A 22,227-nucleotide genomic window follows, 5' to 3' on the forward strand; every position below is an offset into this window, starting at 1 on the left:
GCGGCAGTCAATTCGGGGGTATGGAATGACAATTGCCGTTTCGACCGAGGAAATCCACGCGGACCGCGCGGGATTTCAGCCGGAGACGGATCCGGGTCCGGTCGCGATGACGACGGCCGCCACGATAGGCGCGGCGCTGCTCGATCTCGCGGACAGCGACCCCGACCGTCCGCTGGCGTACGTCGAGGGCTCCGGCGACCCGGTACGGCTGACCGCCGCGGAGCTGGCCGAGCGCGCGGGTGCCGCCGCGACGACCCTCGCGGAGCACGGCGTGCGGCGCGGTGACCGCGTCGGCGTCTGCATGGACACCAGCGCCGACGCGTACGCCACGCTGCACGGCTGCTTCCTGCTGGGCGCCATCCCGTTCGTCAGCGAGCCGCCGCTGGCGACGATGCGCCGGCAGCGCTGGGCCGACCGGCTGCGGCTGCTGATCAGCCGCGCCGAGCCGCGCGCCGTGGTCGTCGCGCCGGAGTTCCTGGACGCGGTGACGGAGCCGTGCAAGGAGGCGGGCGTCGCGATCGTCGAGCCGCCCTTCGAAGGCGGTCTCGACCTGGCCGCCGCGCAGGCCAAGCCCGACGACATCGCGCTGCTGCAGTTCACCTCCGGCACCACGGGCGACAGCCGGGGCGTGACCCTGACCCACGAGTCGATCTTCGCCAACGCCGCGGCCATCGGCGAGCACGCCTACCGCGCCGGCGACCTGATCGTGAGCTGGCTGCCCATGCACCACGACATGGGCCTGATCGGGCTGAACCTCGCGCCGCTGCTGCACGGGCTGCCGGTGGCGAGCATGCCGCCGCTGTCGTTCGCGGTCCGGCCCGAGCGGTGGCTGTGGGCGATGCACCGCTACCGGGGCACGTTCACCTCGGCGCCCAACTTCGCGTACCGCATGTGCGCCTCGAACATCCCCGACGCCAAGCTGGCGGGCCTCGACCTGAGCGCCTGGCGGGTCGCGGGCAACGGCGCGGAGGTCGTCCAGGCGAACACACTGCGGCTGTTCGCCGAGCGCATGGCCCCGTACGGCTACGGCGAGCGTTCGATGATGCCCTGCTACGGCATGGCGGAGATCACCCTCGCCGCGACCATGTGCGTGCCCGGCGAGCCGCTGACCACGCTCACCGTCAGCCGGGACCGGCTGGCCGCGGACGGCGAGGTCGTGGAGGCCGAGCCGGGCGCCGCCGACGCGCAGGAGCTGGTCTCTTCCGGCACCCCGCTGACGGGGATGGAGCTGCGCGTCGTGGACGACGCGGGCGCCGACCTGCCGGACCGCAAGCAGGGCACCATCCTGCTGCGTACCGCCTCGATGATGTCCGGCTACTACCGCCAGCCCGAGGAGACCGCGAAGGTCCTGGGCGACGACGGCTGGCTGAACACCGGCGACCAGGGCTTCACCGACGCCGGGCAGACCTACGTCACCGGCCGCATCAAGGACGTCGTCATCATCGCCGGGTCCAACTACCACCCGTACGCCTTCGAGTCGGCCGCCGCCGCGGTGGAGGGGCTGCGGGCGAACTCCATCGCCGCCGTGGGCTGCCCCGACGAGGAGCGCAGCACGGAGGCGCTGGTGCTGGTGGTGGAGTCGAAGAGCCACGCGGACGCCGAGGCCGTCGCCCAGATCCGCGAGGGCGTCATCCAGGCGGTCTCCGCCGAGACGGGGCTGCGCCCCGACCGGGTGGAGGTGGTGCCGCGGGGCACGCTGCCGAAGACCCCGAGCGGCAAGCTCCAGCGGCGCCACGTGGTGGACGCGCTCGTCAACGGCACGCTGCCGACGAGCCACTGACGACGGGCCTGACCCCGCGGAGCCGGTGACGCGCTCCGCGGGTCAGGCGTCGGGCCGGCTGGGCGGCGGGGAGCCGCCCAGCCGGCCGAGCAGCATGTCGTCGGCGTACGGGCCGTAAAGCCCGACGACGGTGTCCAGCTCCATCCCGGCCAGCGGTTCGATGGGCACCACGTAGCGCCCGGTGACCAGCCCGACGAGCAGCGAGGCGACCAGCGCCGCGCGCAGTTCGGGGTCGGGCGCGGGGATGCGGCGGGCGATGGGCAGCAGCAGGTCGCCGCCGGCGACCTCGCGGAAGAGCTGCGACGCCTCGGGGTGCTCCATCGCGGAGCGGAAGACCACGAGGAGCGAGGGGCGGGTGGCGGCGTCCTCCCAGCGGGTGAGGAAGCCGCGCAGCAGCCGGCTGCCGGGCCCGCCGGGGCACTTGCCGTCCACGGCGGGGTCGTCGGCGCTCTCGGTGTCGGCGACCTCGTCGAGCAGCCGGGGCAGTTCCGGCAGCAGCTCCTCGGCGCGCATCGTCTCCCGGATCACCGTGGAGAAGACGTTCTCCTTGCTGCCGAAGTGGTACATCACCAGCGCCGGGTCCACTCCGGCGCGTTCGGCGATGGCGCGCACGGTGGTGCCGCGGTAGCCGTGCCGCGCGAACAGCTCGACCGCCGCGAGCCGGATCAGCTCGCGGCGGTCCTGCCCGGCTTCCGGCGGCTCGTCCGCCGGCCGGCCGCCGGGCTCGTGGGGCCGCGCCATCAGGCCGTCCGCGCCGCGCCGGTACGGGCCGGGCCCACGGCGGCTGCGGGCACGATGACCATCAGCGGGCGGAAGGGACGGACCCGCTCCATCGCCACCGTGACGAGCCAGGCGCCGGCCGCCCACAGCACCAGCGTGAGCAGCGGTCCGCCGGCCGCGTTGCCGTCGAAGTACAGCACGCGGCGCAGCAGCGAGACGGTACTGCCCATGGGCAGATACTCCGAGACGGCGCCGTAGAAGGCGGGTTGGAAGTGCGGATCGACGACGCCGCCGGAGGAGGCGAGGCCGAGCGGGAGGACGAGCAGCGCGCCGACGGCGATGCCGAGCGCGCCCAGCAGCGCCTGGCACGCCGCGACGACGCCGACGACGGTCAGCGACAGCAGCGTGGCGACGCCCAGCAGTTCGAGGAAGTGGCCGTCCAGGGTGCCGGTGACGGGCCCGGCGAAGAGCGCCCCGGCCGCGCCGGCGACGACCGCGTAGCAGAGGCAGGACAGCCAGCGCCTGGCGGCCCCGACGTGGGCGGCGGCCAGGCTCAGCACGAGCTGGAAGATCAGCGCGCCGATGGTGAGGGCGACGCACAGCAGCACGGCGCTGACCCCGCGGGAGTCCTTCTCCGGCAGCGGGGCGACGTCGTCGACCTTCTGCGGGGTGCCGAGTTGCGCGGTCAGTTGCTCGTACGCCGTGGTGGCGGCGGTCTTCGGGGCGTCGCCCGCGGCGCTGGCGACGAGCAGCCCGGGCGGCTGCTTCGGCGAAGGGCCGACGACGATGGCGCCGAGCACGTCCTGCTCGCGCAGGGCGGTGCGGGCCTCGGCCTCGTCCGCGTACCGCTTGACCTCGAACGCGCCGGCAGCGGCCGCGTCGAGCTGCGCTTCGACCTGCGCGACCGCGGGACCTGGCCCCGCCAGGCCGAGCGGCATGTCGCTGGGGGCGGGGTTGCGCAGCCCGGGGATCATCAGCCCGGCGAACGCGAGGACGAGGAAGAGCCCGAGCACGACCGGGCCGAACAGCACGCGGTTGTTGCCGGAGCCGCCGGCTTCCGGCGCTTCCGGGGGCGCTTCCGTCGGCACCGGGGCCGGCGCCGCGCCGTGGGGGGACCCTGCGGCCGGTGTGGTCACGATCTGCTCCCTGTCATTCGCAAACAGAACACTTCTGTTCAACGGACGTTGAGGATCCAGTCTGGCGCGGCCCCCGCCGCGCCCGCAACTCCCCCGCCGCGGGCGCGCTTTGCCCCAGCGAAAGTGCCGGTCAGCAGCCTTTTGGCGGGAATTTAGGTACGGGTACCAACCTGTCGGCACGCGCCCGATGCGCGGCTGCCGGACGGAAGCCGCCATCGCGCCCTTGACACCACCCGAGCCGCCGCCGCCGAATGATCGAATGGCCCTGATGCACGGAAGACTGCTGGCCGTCAGCGACCTGCACGTCGCCTACCAAGAGAACCGCGACATCACCGCCGGGCTGCGCCCCACCGCGCCCGGCGACTGGCTGATCGTCGCCGGCGACGTCGGCGAGCGCGTCTCGGACATCGAATGGACCCTCGGACTGCTCGCCGAGCGGTTCGCCAAGGTCGTCTGGGTGCCGGGCAACCACGAGCTGTGGACCCACCCCGACGACCCGGTCACGCTGCGCGGCGAGGAGCGCTACCGGCACCTGGTCGAGCTCTGCCGCGGCCTCGGCGTCGTGACGCCCGAGGACCCGTACCCCGTCTGGCACGGCGAGGGCGGCCCGGTGACGATCGCGCCGCTGTTCGTGCTCTACGACTACTCCTTCCGCGTCCCGGGCGCGGCGACCAAGGAGGAGTCGCTGCGCCTGGCCCACTCGGCCGGCGTCGTCTGCACCGACGAGTACTTCCTGCACCCCGACCCGTACGCCTCCCGGGACGCCTGGTGCCGGGAGCGGGTGGCCCTGACCGAGCGGCGGCTCGCGGCCGTCGATCCTGCGCACCGCACCGTGCTGGTCAACCACTGGCCGCTGGTACGCCAGCCGACCGACATCCTGCGCTACCCGGAGTTCGCGCAGTGGTGCGGCACGACGCTCACCGCCGACTGGCACCGCCGCTTCCGCGCCGCCGCCGTCGTCTACGGCCACCTGCACATCCCCCGCGTCACCTGGTACGACGGGGTCAAGTTCACCGAGGTCTCGCTCGGCTACCCGCGGGAGTGGAAGCGCCGCCCGCCGCGCGAGCTGCTGCGCACGGTCCTGCCCCCGTCGACGACGACGGCGGCGGCCCCGGCGGGACCGCCCAAGGAGCTGGCGACGACCCCCGAACGGGCCCGGCTGCTCCAGGGGTTACTTCCCGGCAAGGTGACCGCGGCCGAGGCGTTCACCGACCCGCCCGAGCCGCCCGCGGAGCGGCTGTACCCCGAGGAGGCGCGGGCCGTCGCCCGGGCCGTACCGCACCGGCAGGCGGAGTTCGCCACCGTACGGCAGTGCGCCCGCCGCGCCCTGGGCACGCTCGGCGTCGAGCCCGCGCCCCTGCTCCCCGGCCGCCGCGGCGCGCCGCAGTGGCCCGCCGGGATCGTCGGCTCCATGACGCACTGCGCCGGCTACCGCGCCGCCGCCGTCGCCCGCCGCGGCGACGTACTCGGCATCGGCATCGACGCCGAGCCCAACGAGCCGCTGAAGGACGACCTCCTGGAGGCCATCGGGCTGCCGGAGGAGCAGGAGCAGGTACGGGCCCGGATGCGCGGCACGTCCGAAGTCTGCTGGGACCGGCTGCTGTTCAGCGCCAAGGAGTCGGTCTTCAAGGTCTGGTACCCGCTGACCGCGAGGGAGCTGGACTTCGACGAGGCCCGGATCGACGTCGACCCCGGGAAGGGGACCTTCACCGCCCGGATCCTGGTCCCCGCGCCCACCGTCGACGGCACCTCGCTGGCGCACATGAACGGCCGCTGGCTGTGCCGCAGCGGCCTGCTCGTCACCGCCGTCGCGCTGGCCGCGCGGGCCGGCGGGCGCGCCGGGGACGGCGGATAGGTGCGGGCGGCGCGGGGCGGGACGGGCCCGGTGCCCCAGTCCCTCCCGTATCCGCCGGGCGACGGCGTGGGCACGGTGGGCGGGGAGCGGACGGTGGGCGTCCTGTACGACGCGGGCTCGGCCGGCGCCGCGGAGGTCGCGGCCGCCGCCCGCTTCTGCGGGGCGGAGCTGTTCCTCGTCGTCGACCGGACCTCCGAGCACATACGGGAGCTGCTGCCGGTACTGACGCGGCGGTTCGCGCTGTGCGACATCACCGGGCTGGACGCGCAGGACGCGGCGGGGGCGGTCGCCGTGTTCGTACCCGACGGGCTGCTGACGTTCAGCGAGCACCGGATGGAACTCACCTCCGCGATCGCGGCGGCGCTCGGCATCCCGTACTGGCACACCCCCGCGGTCACCGGGCGGCTCGTGGACAAGCTCCAGCAGCGCCGGACCTTCGCCGAAGCGGGCCTGGACGACCTGCCGTTCGCACCCGTCGCCGACGCCGCCGACCTCGACGCCGCGCTGGACACGGTGGGGCTGCCCGCCGTGCTGAAGCCGCGGCGCGGCGCCGGCGGCCGGCTCGTGCACCGGCTCGACAGCGTCTCCGGCGCCCGCGCCGCCGTCGCGGCCTGCGCGGACGCGGCGCCCGGTGCGGACCTGCTGGTCGAGGCGCTGCTCCCGGGCGACCCCGGGGCGGCCGGGGCGCAGTGGGGCGACTACGTCTCCGTGGAGACGGCCGTGCACCGCAAGGAGTGCCAACCGCTCTGCGTGACGGGGAAGTTCCCCCTGGTCGAGCCGTTCCGGGAGCGCGGCTCCTTCGTCCCGCACACCCTGGACGCACCGCTGGCGGAGTGCGCGGAGGACCTGGCCGAGGCGGCGATCGGCGCGCTGGACATCAGCGACGGGATCGTCCACACGGAGCTGAAGCTCACCGCGGACGGGCCCCGGCTGATCGAGGTCAACGGACGCCTCGGCGGCCTCGTCGGCGACGTCGTACGGCGCGGATCCGGCTTCGACCTGGTGGCGGCGGCGATGCGCCTCGCGCTGGGGCTGCCGGTGCCGGACCCGCCGCGCTTCGAGGGGGTCACGTACCAGTACACGCTGCTGCCTCCCGCCCGCGGGACCGGGCAGAAAGCCGCGGCCGCCCCGGAGGACCTGTCCGCCCGGCTCGACGGCCTGCGCCACCTGCCGGGCGTCGACCTCGCCGACCTGACCACCGCCGCCGCGCCCCCGCCCGACCCCCGGGACGGGGCGGGCGCACGCCTCGGGCACCTGCACGGCCGTACGGCGGACCACGCCGAACTCGCCCGGCTGGCAACGGCGATCTCCGAGCTGTGCCGCCCGGTCCCCGGCACCGTCTGAGGCGGCGGCGCGCGGCGGAAGCCGGCGGGGAGGGGATCGCTCCGTGACTCGTCCGGGGGTCGTTCGTTTGGCGGTACGAGCCCCCCCGCACGAGCCCCCGTGGAGGGTCCCCATGCCGACGAGCAGCCGCCCGCACCTCCACGACGGCGACCGCCCCCGCGACCGGGCACCCGCCGCCGCACCGGGGGCACCCCCGCTGGCGCACTACGCGCCGCTCGCCCGGCTCGCCTACCTCACGCTCCCGCCGGCCCTCGGCAGGCACCGGCGGGTTCTCACCGCCCACGCCGCCGTGCAACGCGCCCTCGCGGCCGGGCGGTCGCGGCGCCTGGCGCGCGTCCCGGCGCAGCGCACACCCGCGCCCCGCGAGCCGGAGACCGACGTCCGCCTCGACGAACTGCGGGTACGGGTGCTGCGGTACGCGCTGCGCCGCGACTGGGCCCGCTCCGCCTGCCGGCTCGACGGCTGGCGCGGCGAGGGCGTACGGGCCGTGAACAACTGGGTGTTCGCGCAGCAGAGATTGCCCGAGGACGCCGGCCGCGCCGACTGGGTGTGCAGCAGGGCCGCCACCTGGCGGGGGCAGGGGCGGGTCGTCGTCCAGTTGCAGCCGCCCGCCCGCTCCGCCGCGACGCCGGGCCGCGTGGTCGCCGCGCAGAGCAGCGGGGAGGACTCCGCCGCGTGCAGCCGCTTCGGGCGGCACGTCCTCGCGTCCACCGACTGGCGCGCACCCTCGGGCGACTGGTATCTGCTGGCCGCCGGCAGCCGGGACGTACGCGACCTGGAGGCCACCGGGGAGGTGACGGCCACCGCCGAAGGCCCGACGCTGGCCGAACGGGCGGAGAAGGGCGTACGGGCCCGGGTGACCGGCCGCGTCGAGGGCGGCGGCTGGCTGGCGACGGGGCGGTGAGCCACCCGACATCGGCCGGGGTGCGGACCGCGCGGGACCCCTACCGGCGCCCTCGCGGTACAACAGCGGTATGAATCGCACGGTGATACCTGCCGCGGCAGTCGTCGTGGCCCTGGTCGGCGGCTGCGCCGAGGAGGCGGGCGGCTGCGACGCGGAGTACCGGCTGTCCGAGGTGAAGGGCGAGAAGCGGCCGGTGCGGATCGAGCCGAGCACGCACCATCCGGGCCTGACCGACCGCGAGTTGGAGGAGGCGCTCCCGGAGCCGGAGCCGGAGGCCGCGACGAATGACAAGGTGCTCAACCATCTGCGCCAGGAGACCGTGCGGATGGCCGGCGTCATGGGCGAGACCGGCCCTGGGCGCTGCGCCGGCGAGGTGGACCGCCCGCGCGGCGAGACCGTCCGCTGCACCGTGACGTACGAGGGCGTGACCGTGCCCTGGCTGGTCACGAGCAAGGGCACTACATCGGGCAGCGCAGGCGCGTTCAGCCAGGACTTCGTCTACACGGCGCGGCCGCTGAAGAGCGTGCACACCGCCCGGGCCGTCTACGACTGGTTCGCCTGGGAGAAGGGGAAGAACGGCACGACGGACGGCCCGCTGGCGCCGGTCGACCCGCGGTGCGACCGGCTGCCGGAAGTCTTCCTCGCCGAGCCCGGCAAGGAGACCGGCTACTACTGCCAGGACGTCTCGAAGACCTGCACCGACGACGTCCAGCACGTGTGGTGGGGGGACCGGCCCATCCGGGCGGAGGAGAACGGCGACCTGTCGTTTCTCGCCGGGTGAGCCGCAGCGGGAGCCGGGGGGCACGGTGGCGTGGGAGGGGCCGCCTCCGTGCCCGGTGAAGTCGAGTGGGGGTCCGGCCATTTCACGTGTTGAAGTTGAGGGGGCGCCGGGAAGCGGTGTCAAGACGTGAGGTCCGTACCTGCGAGAGCGCTTTCCCGGCACCCCTGCGGGCCCGGTGGCGCTAGGAGTTGAGCGTCCACTTCTGGTTCGCGGCGCCGGTGCAGGTCCAGAGCTGCGTCGGCGTCCCGTTGGCCGTCGAGCCGCCCACCGCGTCCAGGCATTTGTCCGCGGGCAGGCTGACGATGTCGCGGGTGGCCGAGTTGTACGACCAGCGCTGGGCACCCGTGCCGTTGCAGTCGTAGAGCTGCACCCGGGTGCCGTTGGCGGTGCCGGCGGCGGCCGCGTCGAGGCACTTGCCGAGGGCGCGGATGGTGCCGTCGGTGCCCACGGTCCAGCGCTGCGCGGAGGTGCCGTTGCAGTCGTAGAGCTGGACCGCGGTGCCGTTGGCGGGGTTGGCGCCGGCCACGTCGAGGCACTTGCCGCCCGCGCCCGTGAACGTGCCGGAGTTACCGCCGCCGCCGTCGGAGGTGCTGACGCGGACGTAGTCCACGACGAGCTGCTGCGGGAAGGAGGTGCTGCCGTCGGGGTCGCCCGGCCAGTAGCCGCCGACCGCGAGGTTGAGGATCAGGAAGAACGGCTTGTTGAACACCCACTGCCGGCCGCCGAGGTCGGCGGGCGTACGCCGCTGGTAGACGTTGCCGTCGACGGACCAGGTGATCTCGTTCGGCGACCAGTCGACGGCGAAGGTGTGGAAGCCGTTCGCGAACTGCTGCCCGCCGGGCAGCGTGTACCCGCCGCCGATGCCGCCGGAGCCGGAGTAGCCGGGGCCGTGCAGGGTGCCGTGGACGGTGCCCGGCTCGAAGCCGACGTTCTCCATCACGTCGATCTCGCCGCTGGCGGGCCAGCCGACCTGGCCGATGTCGTTGCCGAGCATCCAGAACGCGGGCCACATGCCCTGGCCGCGGGGGAGCTTCATCCGGGTCTCGAGGTGGCCGTACGTGGTGGTGAAGCGGCCGGAGGTGTTGAGCCGGGCGGAGGTGTACTCGCACCGGCCGTACCAGCACTGGTAGTTGCCCGGGTTCTCGCGCCGGGCGGTGATGACCAGGTTGCCCTGGCCGTCGAGCGCGGCGTTGGCGTTGCCCGCGGTGTAGTACTGCCGCTCGTGGTTGTTGACGTTGTCGCCGGTCTCGATCAGCCACTTGCCGCCGTTGACGGCCGAGCCGGCCGGGCCGTCGAAGGTGTCCTCGAACGTGACGGCGTAGGGCGCGGCTTCGGCCTTTCCGCCGGGTCCGGGCGCCGGTGCCGAGCCGGCGGCGCCGGGCAGCGGCACGGCCAGCACGGCGGCGAGGGCCGTGGCGACGAGCACGGCCTTGCGGAGCGGACGTCTGCGTCGTCGTACGAACATGGAAGCTCACCTCGATGCGTCGTGGGGTCGAGCGTGGAGCATGGTCCATACCTTTGCGCGAGGTGAGTGAACTCCCTTCATGTCATGCAGTCAATGGGTCCGGCGGGCACGCGCGGTGTTCAACTCCCGGAGGTCGAACGACCGCTCCCCTTGACAACGCACCTGCGCCTCACGACGCTCCGAGAGCGCTCTCTGTACGCCCGGCCCGCCGGGCAGCTCCCGCCTCGGGCCGTGTACGCCCCACAGCGAAGGAGCCCCCGCATGTCCCCCGCGCACCCGACGTGGCCCAGACGCCACCGCGGCCTGCTGACGGCCGTCGTCGCCCTGCTGTTATTCGCCTGCTACGCCGTGGCCGACCGCACCGGCACGGCCGCCCACGCCGCGGTACCGCCCGCGTCCGCCCCGGTCCTCGCGGCCCCCGCGGCGGCAGGTGACCCGCCACCCGCCTCCTTCTGGGGCGACACGGGCGCCATCCCGCCCGCGCGGAACGTGCTGACGGTGCAGATCCTCAACAGGACCAACGGCCAGTACCCCGACGACCAGGTCTTCTGGTCCTTCGGCGGGCAGACCCGCTCGATCGCCCAGCAGCGGTACGTGGACATGCGCGCCAACTCCGCCGGCCGGATGTACTTCCACCTCGGCTCGCCCGACAGCAGGTACTCCGACTTCATCGAGTTCACCGTCGGCCCCGACGCCTTCCACGGCAACACCACCCGCGTCGACGCCTTCGCGCTCAAGCTCGCCATGCGGGTGCACGGCCACGACGGCACGGACCGGCAGGTCGGCGAGGACTACGCGACGTTCCAGGAGTCCCGTGAGGCCACGTGGCAGAAGTTCGCGGCGGCCATGCCGCCGGAGTTCGCGTCGCTGAGCCGGGTGCAGGCGCCGTACCGCATCCCCTCTCCCGGCAACGTGCCGGACTTCCAGCCCGGCGGGAAGCACGCCGCCTACATGAGCGACTACGCCCGGTCGGCCGGCAGGAACGTCTCGACCCAGGAGGTCTTCGGCTGCTCCGGCCCGCTCGCGGGCGACGCCCCCGGCTGCGCGGCGCTCAACCGGCACGTCGCCGAGCTGCCGCAGAACCAGTGGGGCGACCCGAGCCGCTTCTACCGGCAGGGTCCCGCCAACTACTACGCCCAGTTCTGGCACCAGCACGCGATCGGCAGCCTGGCGTACGGCTTCCCGTACGACGACGTCGCCGAGCAGTCGTCGTTCGTCTCGGTCCAGAACCCGCAGTGGATGGTGGTCGCCGTCGGCTGGTGACAGCCGGGCGCCGCACCCCCGGCCGCCCCGTACGGTCAGCCCGCCGCGAGCCCGGCCAGGACGTCGGCGGCCGGTTCCGGGTGCACCAGCCAGCGCAGGTGGCCGCCCGGCACGGTGTGCACGTCGAACCGGTTGCCGGGGGTGAGGGCGTCCGCTTCGCGGATCAGCCGGTCCTGCATGGCGGGCGGCATGCTGACGTCGTCCGCCAGCCGCAGGTAACTGCGCGGGATCCGGCCCCAGGTGGCCGCCTGCGCGCGGTCCGCGGACGAACCGGTGTCCAGGTTCTCGTCGGGCTGGAAGGTGTTGAGGAAGGTCCGGAACTCGTCGTCGGTGAGGTCGGCGGCGAACGCCTGCCGGAAGGCGGCCAGCGCTTCGGGGTCCGCGGTGCGGAAGTTGGTACGGATCAGGCCGAGCGCGGCCGGGTCGCCGGCGAGAGCCCGGGCGAGCCCGGCCGCGTCGACGCCGGCCATCTCGGGCTCGGCGTAGTAGGCGTTCACGTCGAGGTCGACGGGGCACCAGGCGGAGACGTAGACGAGGCGGTCGATCAGGTCGGGGCGGGCGTTGCCGGCGGCGGTGGCGGTGATGCCGCCGCGGCTGTGCGCGACGACGATCGTCGGGCCGTTCCGCTTCGCCCGCTCCAGCACGCCGATGAGATGGGCCGCGTTCTCGGCGAGCGTGACGCCCTTGATGCCGCCGGGAGTGGTGGCGAGCGCGCCGAGATCCTGCGGGGCCTGATAGGCGGCGGGGAACGTGGCGGCGAATCCGTGGCCCGGCAGGTCGATCGCGAGGGAGCGGTGTCCGCGCAGAGCGAGTTCCGCCTGGAGCGGCGCGAAGGAGAAGGAGTTCGCGAACGCCCCGTGGACGAGGACGAAGGTCGGCGTGTTCGGCATGGTGCCACCCTCACACACGACGATCAGCCGGGACGCGCACAGGGGTGGTTCGGGGCGCGGGCGGTCTGTGGTATTCGGTGGTGAATTCCCCTGGCTTTCCGGAAGGGAATGTGCGCGTACGGGCCCGGCCGTGGCCCGTGGCCGGGGAGTCTCCGCCCCGGCCACGGGAGGTGTCGTACGTGCGGTCCGACGGGGGTCAGGGCGCGTCGACGACGATGCGTCCGTCCATCGGCACGAGGCTCGCGAAGCCGCCGCCGTAGTTGGCTTCGACCTGCGCCCGCTCGGTCGCGTTCGGGACCGGGTTGGTGCAGCTCACGCCGGCGGTGGAGCCGGACATCAGCGACGAGCACGGGCCCGGCTTCATGTCGGGCAGTCCGAGGCTGTGGCCCAGTTCGTGCGCGGCGATGCGGGTCGTGTCGTACCCCTCGTTGACCGCCTGGCGGCCGAACCAGACCGTGGCGCGCCCGCCGGGGCGGACCGGGCCGAGGGTGGCCCGCGGCCAGCCGTCGTCGGCGATGACCGTGATCTCGGCGCGGGTGCCCGCCGGGGCCTTCGCCAGCTTGACGTTCTGCACCGTGGAATTCCACTGTTCTGCGCCCGCGGCGACGGCGCCCTTGAATTCACCGGCCTGGCTGTCGTCGTAGTAGAGCGTGGTGGCGACGGCCGTACGCTCCGGAGCGGGAGCGGGAGCGGGGGCGGCGGTGGCCACGGGGGCCGAGGACAGAGTGACGATTGCGGCAGCGGCCATAACGCCGATACCCAACTTTCGCAGCATGCGGGGAGCCCTCCTCTTGGTGTGAGAATCGAGCACTACTGCGCGACCCTGATAAGGGTCGGCCCGAGTGTAGGAGCGGCGCTCCGCGGCCCACAAGAGGCGGCAATGGCAGCAGATTTCACCTTCTTACGCCATCTCGGCGCCGCCCCCGGTATTCCCTGAGCGGCGCACACGGCCGATTCCGTACGGGCGGAATCCGGTCGCGCAGCGCGGGTCATTCTTCCGGAGTAGTCGGGAAGTCGAGACGGATTGCGCTTCAGGGCCGATCCGCCGCACCGGACGTCTTGTCGGACCCGACGGCCACGCTGACCGCGGGCGTACGGGCGCCCGCGATCCCGCCCGGACGGCCCCGCTGAGGGGACGCGGGCACACCCGTTTCCTCCGTGAGCGATGAGTTCTGGCGGCGGATCGGGTCTGCTCTGGCATGACTCGAATCTCTCTCGACGGCTTCGTCACCGGCCCCCGCACCGGGACACCACCATCGACCGTGACCCACCCGACCTACGATGTCCTCCGGTGATCTGATGACCATCGTGAACGTCGGTGAGGTAAGCCTGGGCTGCGAGTCGTTCGGTGCCGACGACGCGCCACTCGTCCTGCTCGTGGGCGGGACGACGATGCTCTCCTGGCCGGACGCGCTCTGCGAGCACCTGGCCGCCGGCGGGCGCCGCGTCGTGCGCTACGACCTGCGCGACAGCGGCGAGTCGACGGGGGCGGACCCGGAGGCGCCCGCGTACACCCTGCGCGACCTCGCCGCCGACGCGGCGGCCCTGGCGGGCGTGCTCGGCGGCGGCCCCGCGCACCTCGCCGGGACCGGCGTCGGCGGGATGGTCGCCCAGGTGGCGGCGCTCGACCATCCGGGCGCGTTCTCGGCGCTCACCCTGGCCGGTACCCGCGCGGTCGCGCCCGGCCCGCCCGACGACGACCTCCCCGACCACGATCAGGCGACGATGAGCCGGCTGTTCGCGCGGGCGATGCCCGACTGGACCGACCGCGCGGCGGTGGCGGAGTTCGCCGCCGCGGGGGCGGAGATCCTCGGCGACGACCCCGGCGCCGCACGCGCCGTCGCCGGGCGTATCTGGGACCGCACGCCCGGCACCGCACCCCCGGTCCAGTTGGCCAACCACCTGGGCATGGTGTTCTCCCGACTCGACTGCACACCCCGCTGGCGCGAACGCCTGGGCGAGATCGCGGTGCCCACGCTCGTCGTCCACGGCCGCCGCGACCCGTTCTTCCCCGTCGGCAACGGTGAGGCGATCGCGCGCGAGATCCCCGGGGCACAGCTGCTCGTCCTCGAGGAGGCGGCCACCGCGATCCCCGATGCGGCGGCCGGCGAGGTCGCCGAGGCGATGCTCATGCTCGGATAGCGGACCGCAGGTGCCGGGACCGGTTTCCGGGGGGCCGGTCCCGCGGGCCTGCGGCCGACGAGAAGTCCGGGCGCCCTCCGCGCATCGGCGGGCTCAGCGACGCACGAACCTGCTGGGCGGCGGGCCGAGGTAGCTGTGGCGTACGCCGCCGGTGTCGACCACCAGCTTCTGCACCACCACCGTCGGGTCCACCATCCACAGCTTCAGCACGTGCACGCCCGGCCTGGTCACCCGGTGCTCCGTCACCGTGACGGTGGCGTTGTCGGAGGTGTTCCGCTCCCACTGACGGTTCATCCGGCCGTCGTCGGCGCCCGTGACCCGGGTGACGTTCACCGTCTGCGGGGCGTCGTCGTCGAAGGCGACGGCGTAGCGCAGTCCGTCCGGGGTGAGGACGCTGTTGCGTGGCGAGAGGTACAGCCGAGGGCGGGGTTCTCGTCGTTGATGAAGATCCCGCGGTACCTGACCGCCGGTGTGCCCTGCGAGAACCGGCCGGGCAGCACGTAGAGCGCGTCGTGGCGGCGGGGCGGGACGTCGGCCCAGAAGTGCCAGGGGGAGACGCCGATACCGCGGGAGACGTCGTAGATGCCGAAGATGGTGCCGCGCTGATCGCTGCCGGCGATGACGAAGGCGCTGTCCAGGCCGGGCAGCGGGTCGGCCACGACCTCGTGCAGCGAGGTTTCCCACCGGCCCTCGACGCCGGTCACGTCGAGCTTACCGGCGGCGATCAGGCCGTCGATCAGCGGGCTGCGGCCGATGGGCCGACGAGCACCGCGGTACGTCCGGAGGGCGCGCGCCCGCGGGTGAGCGCGGGGCGTACGCCCGTGACCCGCTCCAGGTCCGCCCGCAGGTCGCCCAGCGCGCGCAGCACGCCGGGGAAGTCGCCGCCGTCGGCCACCAGCGGCGCGGCGCGGCCGTCGGCGACGAGCGGGAACCGGCCGGCGCCGGGGCCGTGGGCGATGTACGCGCCGGGGTCGGTCGGCTGCGGCGGGTCCTGCGGCGGCGCGGCGGCGGCCGGGCCCGGCAGCGCGAGGACCCCGCCGGCGGTCGCGGAGAGCGCGCCGAGGCCGAGCCCGGCGCCGAGGACGCGGCGCCTGCTGACGCCGTCGCCGGGCGGGGCGTCGGATGCGGGAGACGGGTCGTGCCGGGAGTCGCTGCTGTCCATGCCGGGCCTTCCTTCGCCGAGCCTTCAGGAGCAGGCGGCAATGTTTCGTAAAGCATCGCGAATATTTCTGCGCAACCTAGGCTGAGGCCATGGGAAGGTCAAGACATCGCGCAGCGGCGGGCGGCGGGGCTACCATCCCGCCATGAGTGGTGCTGGAGTCCAGTTCGACGGAGAGGCCCCCGCGGCCGGCGAGGAGCCGCAGGCCACCGCCACGCTGGCGGCGATCGCGGAGGCCGCCGGCGTGTCGGCGTCGACAGTTTCGAAGGTCCTCAACGGCCGCTCCGACGTCTCCCCCGGCACCCGCGCGCGGGTCCAGGACCTGCTGCGCGAGCACGGCTACCGGCGCCGTGGCGGCGGCGCCCGCCAGGCCCCGCTGCTCGACCTGGTCTTCCACGAGCTGGAGAGCGCGTGGGCGATGGAGGTCATCAGGGGCGTGGAGAACGTGGCCAGGGTGGAGCGGCTCGGCGTGGTGCTCTCGGAGAGCGCCGGGCGGCTGACGCCGGGGCAGACGTGGGTGGAGGACGTGCTCGCGCGCCGGCCCGCGGGCGTCATCCTGGTGCTGTCGGACCTCTCCGCGGACCAGCGCGCGCAGTTCACCGGCCGCGGCATCCCGTTCGCGGTGCTTGACCCGGCGGGCGACCTCGCCGAGGACGTGCCGTCCATCGGGGCCACCAACTGGCAGGGCGGGCTGGCCGCCACCCGCCACCTGGTGGGCCTGGGCCACCGCAGGATCGGCGTCGTCGGCGGGCCGCCGACGATGATGTGCAGCCGGGCCCGTATCGACGGCTACCGCGCGGCGCTGGGCGTCGCCGGGCTGCCGGTGGACCCCGAGCTGATCCGGGAGGGCGACTTCCACCACGAGGCGGGCTACGCCGCCGGGCGCGAGTTGCTCGCCCTGCGCGACCGCCCCACCGCCATCTTCACCGGCAACGACCTCCAGGCCCTCGGCCTCTACGAGGCCGCCCGCGAGCTGGGCCTGCGCATCCCCGACGACCTCAGCGTCGTCGGCTTCGACGACCTGCCGGTGGCCCGCTGGATCGGCCCGCCGCTGACGACCGTGCGGCAGCCGCTGACGGAGATGGCCGAGGCGGCGGCCCGGCTGGTGCTCGACATCGGCCGCGGCCACGAGCCGGTGACGCGCCGCGTCGAGCTGGCGACGAGCCTGGTCACCCGCAACAGCACGGCCCCGCCGCCCGAGCGCTGACGGCACCCCCAAGAGACCGAAACTTTCGAACGGACGGCGGCCCTGCACTCACCGCCGCGCGGCGGGCTTCGCGGCCTCCCGCCCGTGGGCGGCGCCGGGGTCGTGCAGGGCGGCCGGCACCGGGCCGGGGCGTATGGCGTACGCCGGCCTGCGGCGCCCCGGGCTCACCACGAGCGTGTAGCCGACGAGCACGCCGACCGACAGGACCGCGAGCCGCCCCGCGGCCGGAGGGCTGTCCGGCGGCGGGTCGTAGCCCCCGTCCTCCAGCCCCGCCGCCTGCTCGAAGTGGTTGTACGCGCCGGGGAAGAACACCTCGTCCGCCGCGTACAGCGCGGGAAACGCGGCCGGCCCCGCGAGCAGCGACCCCAGCGCCCACTGGTCGGAGTGGCGCGCCTCGTGCTCCGACAGCTTGCGCATCCGGGGCGACTGCGTCTCGGCCCGCTGGTCGGTGAGGAAGACGGTCCCGTACATCGTGCCCGCGCGGGCGAACCCGTCGTCGAGGATGACCGCGGTCGTGCCGTTCGCCGCGCAGTGGTACATCTCGCCGCCCTCCCCCGCCGCGTACAGCAATGCGGCGCCGGAGACGGGGGCGTTGAGGACCGTACGGGCCGTCTGCCACACCCCGCCGCCCTCCCCGGCCGCCGCGCACGGCCGCATCTGGCCGCCGAGCCCGAGCACGGCGAAGGCGCACGCGAGCACCGCCTGCACCACCGTGCCCCACACGACGATCAGCACCCGCCGCCGCGAAGGCCGCGCGCCGCGCAGCGTGCCGACGACCGCGAGGAGCAGCCCCGTGAGCCCGCCGCATATCAGGCAGGCCGCCCACCACACCACTCTGCGCTCGACCGGTCTCACCGGGGCCCGCCGGCCGGCCGGGGCCGGCAGGGAGGTGGGTCGCTCCAGAGTCGCTGTGCCGGCCGCCATCCGTCACCCCTGTCTCACGCCGACGCACTGGGCTCTGCGCGCCGCCGCGGACCGGGCCACAGCCGAACCCCGCCGTCGCGCGGCGGGGTTCGGCAACCTGAGTCGTTGCATGCAGTCGCAGACACGTCCTCAGATTACGGTACCGTAACGAATTGACGTCGAACTGGCCTCGAATTCCGGCCGCTTACGGCGCGAAGGGTGTGAATGGCTGCAGGCGGGATCCGCCAGGTGATCCCGTACGGAACGGAAGGGCACCGATGGGCGACGAGGACGAGCAGGAGCCCCCGACGACGGCCGGCCCCGCCGCCACCGGCGGGGCCGAACCCGAGGGCGGGGAGTCGGTCTGCTGGCTGGAACGCGTCTGCCCGGAGTGCGGGCGGCTCGCCGACGCCGCACCCCCGGTCCGCTGCACCCGCTGCGGCACCCTGCTCACCGGCTGACGCGGGCCGCCGGGCTACCGCCTATCTCCAGGAGCCGCCGGTCAGCACCACGCCTAGCGCGGCCAGCCCCAGGATGACCCAGCCGAACCAGAGCCATCCGCTGCTGCCCACCGACACCGTGTACGCCGTGATGACCACGAGACCGGCCACGGTACTCACGACCATGGCCTTCGCAGAACCGGGCTTGCCCATGCCGCCTCCACCAGCCGTCAGCCGACGGCCGTCCCCGCGCGACCGCACGCAACCTTGCCCCCATGGTCCCTCGCCGGGGAGCGGTGCGGTAGTCGGGAGAGCGGCGGGTGTCCGCGCGGCTACTGTTCGCGAGCCTGGAGCGAGGCCAGATAGGCGTTGTACGCGGCCAGCTCCTGGTCCCCGTCGCGGTCCGCGGTGCGGTCGCTGCGCTTGGCGCGGCGCTGCTCGGAGTTGTACCACTGGTAGACCAGCGCGATGAGGACGAGCACCGAGGGGATCTCGCTGAACGCCCAGGCGATGCCACCGGCGGCCTGCTGGTCGTCCAGGGCGTCGATGCCGAGGGACGCGGGCGGGTTGCTGTAGACGTCCACCATGGGCTCGCTGCCCATCATCAGCGCGATGCCGAAGAAGGCGTGGAACGGCATGCCCGCGAACAGCGTCAGCATCCGCATCACGTGCGTGGGCCGGTTCGGGCCCGGATCGACGCCCATGATCGGCCAGAAGAAGACCAGGCCCACGGCCAGGAAGTGGATCATCATCCCGACGTGCCCGGCCCTGCTCTCCATGAGCGTGTCGAAGAGCGGGGTGAAGTACAGCGCGTACAGGCTCGCGATGAACAGCGGGATCGTGAACACGGGGTGCGTGATCACCATCAGATAGCGGCTGTGCAGCACCGAGACCACCGCGGAGCGCGGCCGGCCCGTCGGCAGCGCGCGCAGCAGCAGGGTCACGGGGGCGCCGAGGAGCAGCAGGATCGGCGAGAGCATGCTGATCACCATGTGCTGCACCATGTGCACGCTGAACATGACCATGCCGTAGTCGTTCAGGCCCGTGCACATGACGAGGACGATGGTCAGCACGCCGATGGTGAACGCGGCGGTCCGCCCGATCGGCCAGTCGTCCCCGCGGCGGCGCAGCCGGAAGACCCCGTACCCGTAGAGGGCGAGGGCCACGAGGGAGCCGATGAGGAAGATCGGCTCGCCGGTCCACTCCAGCCCGCGCCCCAGGGTGAACGGCGGAAGATCCAGGTGGCCGCCGTGCCCGCCGTGGTCCATGTCGGTGCTGCTCCTTGTGCCGGTGATGCCCTCACTCAGGCTAGACCCGGCCCGTTCCGCCGCTTCGCCGGGGTACCCCGGCGGGGTGGGCCGGGGTCCGCGGCGTCAGCGGGAGGCGCTGGCGGCGGCGATGCGCTCGTTGCGCAGGGCCTCGTACCAGCGGTCGTCGACCGGCGGCAGGCCCGGGGACTCCAGCGCCAGCCGGATCAGCAGGTCGGCGATCTGCGGGTTGCGGGCGAGCACGGGGCCGTGCATGTACGTGCCGAAGACATTGCCGTTCCACGCGCCCTCGGTGCCGTCGCCGGTGCCGTTGCCGTGGCCGAAGCGGACCCGGGCGAGCGGCTTGGCGGTCGGGCCGAGGTGGGTGACGCCCTGGTGGTTCTCGAAGCCGGTGAGCTGGGGGAGGCCGAGCTGCGGGTCGATGTCGGCGAGCACGTCGCCGACGCAGCGGCCGGCCTGGCCGCGGCCGCTGGTGACGTCGAGCAGGCCGAGGCCCGGCTCCGGCCGGTCGAGGTCGTTGATGAACTCGTGGCCGAGGATCTGGTAGCCGGCGCAGACGGAGAAGATGATCGCGCCGTTGCCCGCCGCCCGGTTGAGGCCCCCGTCGCGGCGCAGCCGCTCGGCGGCCAGCCGCTGCGGGCGGTCCTCGCCGCCGCCGATGAGGTAGATGTCGGCGGAGGCGGGCACGGGCTGGTCGGAGCGGACGTCGACGCGCGTGACGTCGTAGCCGCGCTGCCGCGCGCGGCGCTCGACGACGAGGGCGTTGCCCTGGTCGCCGTAGGTGGACAGCAGGTCGGGGTAGACCCAGACGAGGCGCAGGCTGGTGTCGTTCATGCGGTGGCTCCTTGGCGTCTCGTACGGGTCAGTTGCCGACGCGGCGGCGCAGGTCCTGGAACGCGGTGTAGTTGGCGATGACCTCGATCCGGCCGGGCGGCGCGGCGGCGACGGCCTCGTCGACGTGCTCGCAGACGCGGAAGCTCTGGTTCGCCACCTCAAGGCGGACGGCGAGGTCGAGCTTGCGGTCGCCGATGACGTACAGCGGGTGGCCGGTCAGCCGGGTGTAGTCGACGTCCCACAGCCAGGAGGTGTCGGTGCCGTCGGCGCCGCGGGCGTTGACGGAGAGCACCACGGGGGTGGGCGGGGGGTCGATGAGGGAGAAGGTCTCCAGCCAGCCGGCCGGGTTCTTCGCCAGCAGCAGCCGCAGGTCGCGGCCGCCGAACTGCACCGTGTCGTACCGCCCGGCGACGGCGGTGACCTCCCACATCCGCTCCAGCGCCGTCTGCGGGTGCACGCCGAAGGCGGCGGCCACGGCGGCGGCGGTGGTGGCGTTGGCCCGGTTGGCCCGGCCGGGGAGCTGGAGGCGGATCGGCCAGGCGGCGCCGTGCGGGTCGAGCACGTGCTCGCCGGAGAGCGCCCAACTGGGGACGGGGCGGCGGAAGCCGCACTCGGCGCACAGCCAGTCCTCGCCGGGGCGCTGGAGCACGCCGCCGCAGGAGGGGCAGGACCAGGCGTCGTCCTTCCACTCCTGGCCGACGGCGACCCAGACGACGTTCGGGCTGGAGGAGGCGGCCCAGACGACGAGGGGGTCGTCGGCGTTGGCGACGACGAGGGCCTTGTTGCCGGCGAGGCCCTCGCGCCAGCGCTCGGCCAGCATGCGGGTCTCGGCGGCGCGGTCGAGCTGGTCGCGGGAGAGGTTGAGCAGCGCGATGGCCTTGGGGGTGACGTCGCGGGCGACGCCGGCCAGGTACTTCTCGTCGACCTCGATGACGCCGTAGCGCGCGTCGGAGCCGCCGGCGAGCGCCGAGGTGATGCCGGCGGGCATGTTGGCGCCGAGCGCGTTGGAGACGACGGGGCCGGAGGCGCGCAGGGCCTCGGCGATCAGCCGGGTGGTGGTCGTCTTGCCGTTGGTGGCGGAGACGAGGACGACGTCGAGGTGGCCGGCGAGCCGCCCGAGCAGGTCGGGGTCCAGCCTGAGCGCGACCTTGCCGCCGATCACGGAGCCGCTGCCCTTGCCCGCGGCGCGGGACACCGCTGCTGCCGCCCTGCCCGCCGTGACGGCCAGCTTGGACCGTGGCGACAGCGGTTCCGTGTTGCCTGCCATCGTCGTAGCTCCTCCTCGCGTGCCCGTGCGTGGTACGCCGCGGTGCTCCGGTGTCCTTCGTCCGCTGCCCGGCCTGCGGCGCGGCGCGGTAGCGGCCAGCCTATCGAGATCCGCGCCCGGCCCCGAATCGCGGCACGTCGCGGCGGTCGGGGGCCGGTCCCGTAGCGACCCTGGAGGCCCCTAGAGGCCGGGTCCGCCGGCCTTGTCCGCGGCGGCGGCGAGCCGGCCCCAGAGCAGATCGGCGAGGCTCTGCACCAATTCCGCGCGGGTGCAGGGCCGTTCGTGCAGCCACCAGTCGCCCGCGGCGTGCATCATGCCGACGATGCCGTGGCCCCAGGCGCGGGCGATCACCGCGCCGCCGGGGCCGAAGTCGATGCGGTCGGCTATGACCTGGGCCAGCTCCTCGCCCAGCCGGCGGAGCAGCGGCGCGGAGTGGCGGCCGACCTCGAAGCCGCGCTCTCCGGCCTCGGGGGACGCGGCCTGTTCCGCGACCTCGGCGGCGCCGCCGTCGGCGGGGTGCATGAGGAACCGGTAGACCTGCGGGCGCGCCTCGATGGCCGAGAGGTACGTGTCGAGGGTGGCCTCGACGCGCTCACGCCGGCCGGTGGGGGCGTCGAGCGCGGCGCGCAGGGCGGCGAGGAGGGCGTCGGTGTGGCGTACGGCGAGCGCGCGGTAGAGGCCGCCCTTGTCGCCGAAGTGGCGGTAGAGGATGGGCTTGGTGATGCCGGCCTCGGCGGCGATCGCGTTCATCGAGGCGCCGGGGCCGTCACGCAGGACCACCCGGTCCGCGGCTTCGAGCAGTTCGCGGCGCCGGTCCTCGGTCGCCTGCTCCCTCTCGCCGCGCCGGTTGTCCATGGAGACCGCTCCCC

General features: G+C 74.0%; 21 protein-coding genes and 2 pseudogenes. 10 read left to right on the forward strand and 13 right to left on the reverse strand.

Annotation, left to right across the window (positions count from 1 at the left end):
- Positions 1 to 25: 25 nt before the first annotated feature.
- Positions 26 to 1,780 carry a fatty acyl-AMP ligase gene (locus OG946_RS01560; protein WP_326794347.1) on the forward strand — a complete coding sequence of 585 codons (1,755 nt, stop codon included), beginning with the start codon at positions 26 to 28 and terminating at the stop codon, positions 1,778 to 1,780.
- Between the two features lie 42 nt (positions 1,781 to 1,822).
- Here OG946_RS01560 and OG946_RS01565 read toward each other — a convergent pair whose 3' ends face one another.
- Together OG946_RS01565 and OG946_RS01570 are read right to left on the reverse strand one after the other, a co-directional pair.
- Positions 1,823 to 2,521 (reverse strand): TetR/AcrR family transcriptional regulator, encoded by a 699-nt coding sequence (locus OG946_RS01565; protein ID WP_326794348.1) that lies wholly within the window; start codon positions 2,519 to 2,521, stop codon positions 1,823 to 1,825.
- Positions 2,521 to 3,636: a hypothetical protein gene (locus OG946_RS01570; protein ID WP_326794349.1), complete on the reverse strand. Its 1,116-nt coding sequence runs from the start codon at positions 3,634 to 3,636 to the stop codon at positions 2,521 to 2,523. Before OG946_RS01570 ends, OG946_RS01565 begins: the two co-directional genes overlap by 1 nt.
- 259 nt (positions 3,637 to 3,895) lie before the next feature.
- Between OG946_RS01570 and OG946_RS01575 the strand changes: the two are divergent.
- The 5 genes and pseudogenes from OG946_RS01575 to OG946_RS01595 all read left to right on the forward strand — a co-directional run.
- A pseudogene (locus tag OG946_RS01575) lies at positions 3,896 to 4,747 on the forward strand (metallophosphoesterase family protein); the annotation flags it as partial.
- 75 nt (positions 4,748 to 4,822) lie between these two features.
- Positions 4,823 to 5,491, forward strand: a complete 669-nt coding sequence (locus tag OG946_RS01580) for a 4'-phosphopantetheinyl transferase family protein (RefSeq protein WP_326800113.1) — start codon at positions 4,823 to 4,825, stop codon at positions 5,489 to 5,491.
- Between the two features lie 30 nt (positions 5,492 to 5,521).
- A complete protein-coding gene (locus OG946_RS01585) occupies positions 5,522 to 6,835 on the forward strand; it encodes an ATP-grasp domain-containing protein (RefSeq protein ID WP_326794350.1) in 1,314 nt (437 codons plus the stop codon).
- 112 nt (positions 6,836 to 6,947) lie between these two features.
- Entirely contained in the window at positions 6,948 to 7,739 is a 792-nt protein-coding gene (locus tag OG946_RS01590; RefSeq protein WP_326794351.1) for a hypothetical protein, read from the forward strand.
- Positions 7,740 to 7,809: 70 nt separating this feature from the next.
- Positions 7,810 to 8,520, forward strand: a complete 711-nt coding sequence (locus OG946_RS01595) for a hypothetical protein (RefSeq protein WP_326794352.1) — start codon at positions 7,810 to 7,812, stop codon at positions 8,518 to 8,520.
- A gap of 181 nt (positions 8,521 to 8,701) precedes the next feature.
- Here the strand turns inward: OG946_RS01595 and OG946_RS01600 are convergent, their stop codons facing one another.
- The gene (locus OG946_RS01600) at positions 8,702 to 9,985 is read right to left on the reverse strand and encodes a lectin (protein WP_442814253.1); all 1,284 of its coding nucleotides are present in this window, start codon (positions 9,983 to 9,985) and stop codon (positions 8,702 to 8,704) included.
- A gap of 261 nt (positions 9,986 to 10,246) precedes the next feature.
- Here OG946_RS01600 and OG946_RS01605 point away from each other — a divergent pair, with 261 nt between their 5' ends.
- Entirely contained in the window at positions 10,247 to 11,248 is a 1,002-nt protein-coding gene (locus OG946_RS01605; protein ID WP_326794353.1) for a glycoside hydrolase family 64 protein, read from the forward strand.
- 35 nt (positions 11,249 to 11,283) lie between these two features.
- Here the strand turns inward: OG946_RS01605 and OG946_RS01610 are convergent, their stop codons facing one another.
- Entirely contained in the window at positions 11,284 to 12,138 is an 855-nt protein-coding gene (locus tag OG946_RS01610) for an alpha/beta fold hydrolase (RefSeq protein WP_326794354.1), read from the reverse strand.
- A gap of 196 nt (positions 12,139 to 12,334) precedes the next feature.
- Positions 12,335 to 12,913: a snapalysin family zinc-dependent metalloprotease gene (locus OG946_RS01615; RefSeq protein ID WP_442814254.1), complete on the reverse strand. Its 579-nt coding sequence runs from the start codon at positions 12,911 to 12,913 to the stop codon at positions 12,335 to 12,337.
- 524 nt (positions 12,914 to 13,437) lie between these two features.
- Between OG946_RS01615 and OG946_RS01620 the strand changes: the two genes are divergently transcribed.
- Entirely contained in the window at positions 13,438 to 14,280 is an 843-nt protein-coding gene (locus OG946_RS01620; RefSeq protein WP_326794356.1) for an alpha/beta fold hydrolase, read from the forward strand.
- A gap of 93 nt (positions 14,281 to 14,373) precedes the next feature.
- On the opposite strand, the gene OG946_RS01625 is transcribed toward OG946_RS01620, so the two are convergent.
- Positions 14,374 to 14,697, reverse strand: a complete 324-nt coding sequence (locus tag OG946_RS01625) for a hypothetical protein (RefSeq protein WP_326800115.1) — start codon at positions 14,695 to 14,697, stop codon at positions 14,374 to 14,376.
- Positions 14,697 to 15,442, reverse strand: a pseudogene (locus tag OG946_RS01630) (glycosyl hydrolase 115 family protein); the annotation flags it as partial. The pseudogene OG946_RS01630 and the gene OG946_RS01625, both read right to left, overlap by 1 nt.
- A 142-nt stretch (positions 15,443 to 15,584) precedes the next feature.
- Here OG946_RS01630 and OG946_RS01635 point away from each other — a divergent pair.
- Entirely contained in the window at positions 15,585 to 16,646 is a 1,062-nt protein-coding gene (locus tag OG946_RS01635) for a LacI family DNA-binding transcriptional regulator (protein ID WP_326794357.1), read from the forward strand.
- 48 nt (positions 16,647 to 16,694) lie between these two features.
- Here the strand turns inward: OG946_RS01635 and OG946_RS01640 are convergent, their stop codons facing one another.
- Positions 16,695 to 17,501, reverse strand: coding sequence for a hypothetical protein (locus tag OG946_RS01640; RefSeq protein ID WP_326794358.1), 807 nt, complete (start codon positions 17,499 to 17,501; stop codon positions 16,695 to 16,697).
- 326 nt (positions 17,502 to 17,827) lie between these two features.
- Here OG946_RS01640 and OG946_RS01645 point away from each other — a divergent pair, with 326 nt between their 5' ends.
- Positions 17,828 to 18,010 carry a hypothetical protein gene (locus OG946_RS01645; RefSeq protein ID WP_326794359.1) on the forward strand — a complete coding sequence of 61 codons (183 nt, stop codon included), beginning with the start codon at positions 17,828 to 17,830 and terminating at the stop codon, positions 18,008 to 18,010.
- 21 nt (positions 18,011 to 18,031) lie between these two features.
- Here the strand turns inward: OG946_RS01645 and OG946_RS01650 are convergent, their stop codons facing one another.
- The 5 genes from OG946_RS01650 to OG946_RS01670 all read right to left on the reverse strand — a co-directional run bounded on the left by OG946_RS01650 (position 18,032) and on the right by OG946_RS01670 (position 22,213).
- On the reverse strand, positions 18,032 to 18,169 hold the full coding sequence (locus OG946_RS01650; RefSeq protein ID WP_326800474.1) for a hypothetical protein: 138 nt from the start codon (positions 18,167 to 18,169) through the stop codon (positions 18,032 to 18,034).
- 152 nt (positions 18,170 to 18,321) lie between these two features.
- A complete protein-coding gene (locus OG946_RS01655) occupies positions 18,322 to 19,257 on the reverse strand; it encodes a cytochrome c oxidase assembly protein (protein ID WP_326794360.1) in 936 nt (311 codons plus the stop codon).
- A 105-nt stretch (positions 19,258 to 19,362) separates the two neighbouring features.
- Complete coding sequence (locus OG946_RS01660; protein ID WP_326794361.1) at positions 19,363 to 20,091, reverse strand: type 1 glutamine amidotransferase; 729 nt, start codon at positions 20,089 to 20,091, stop codon at positions 19,363 to 19,365.
- 28 nt (positions 20,092 to 20,119) lie between these two features.
- Positions 20,120 to 21,358: a MurT ligase domain-containing protein gene (locus OG946_RS01665; protein WP_047014315.1), complete on the reverse strand. Its 1,239-nt coding sequence runs from the start codon at positions 21,356 to 21,358 to the stop codon at positions 20,120 to 20,122.
- Positions 21,359 to 21,538: 180 nt separating this feature from the next.
- Positions 21,539 to 22,213 carry a TetR family transcriptional regulator gene (locus OG946_RS01670; RefSeq protein WP_326794362.1) on the reverse strand — a complete coding sequence of 225 codons (675 nt, stop codon included), beginning with the start codon at positions 22,211 to 22,213 and terminating at the stop codon, positions 21,539 to 21,541.
- Between the last annotated feature and the right edge of the window lie 14 nt (positions 22,214 to 22,227).

The sequence above is a fragment of the Streptomyces sp. NBC_01808 genome (genome assembly GCF_035917395.1).
Lineage (GTDB): Bacteria > Actinomycetota > Actinomycetes > Streptomycetales > Streptomycetaceae > Streptomyces.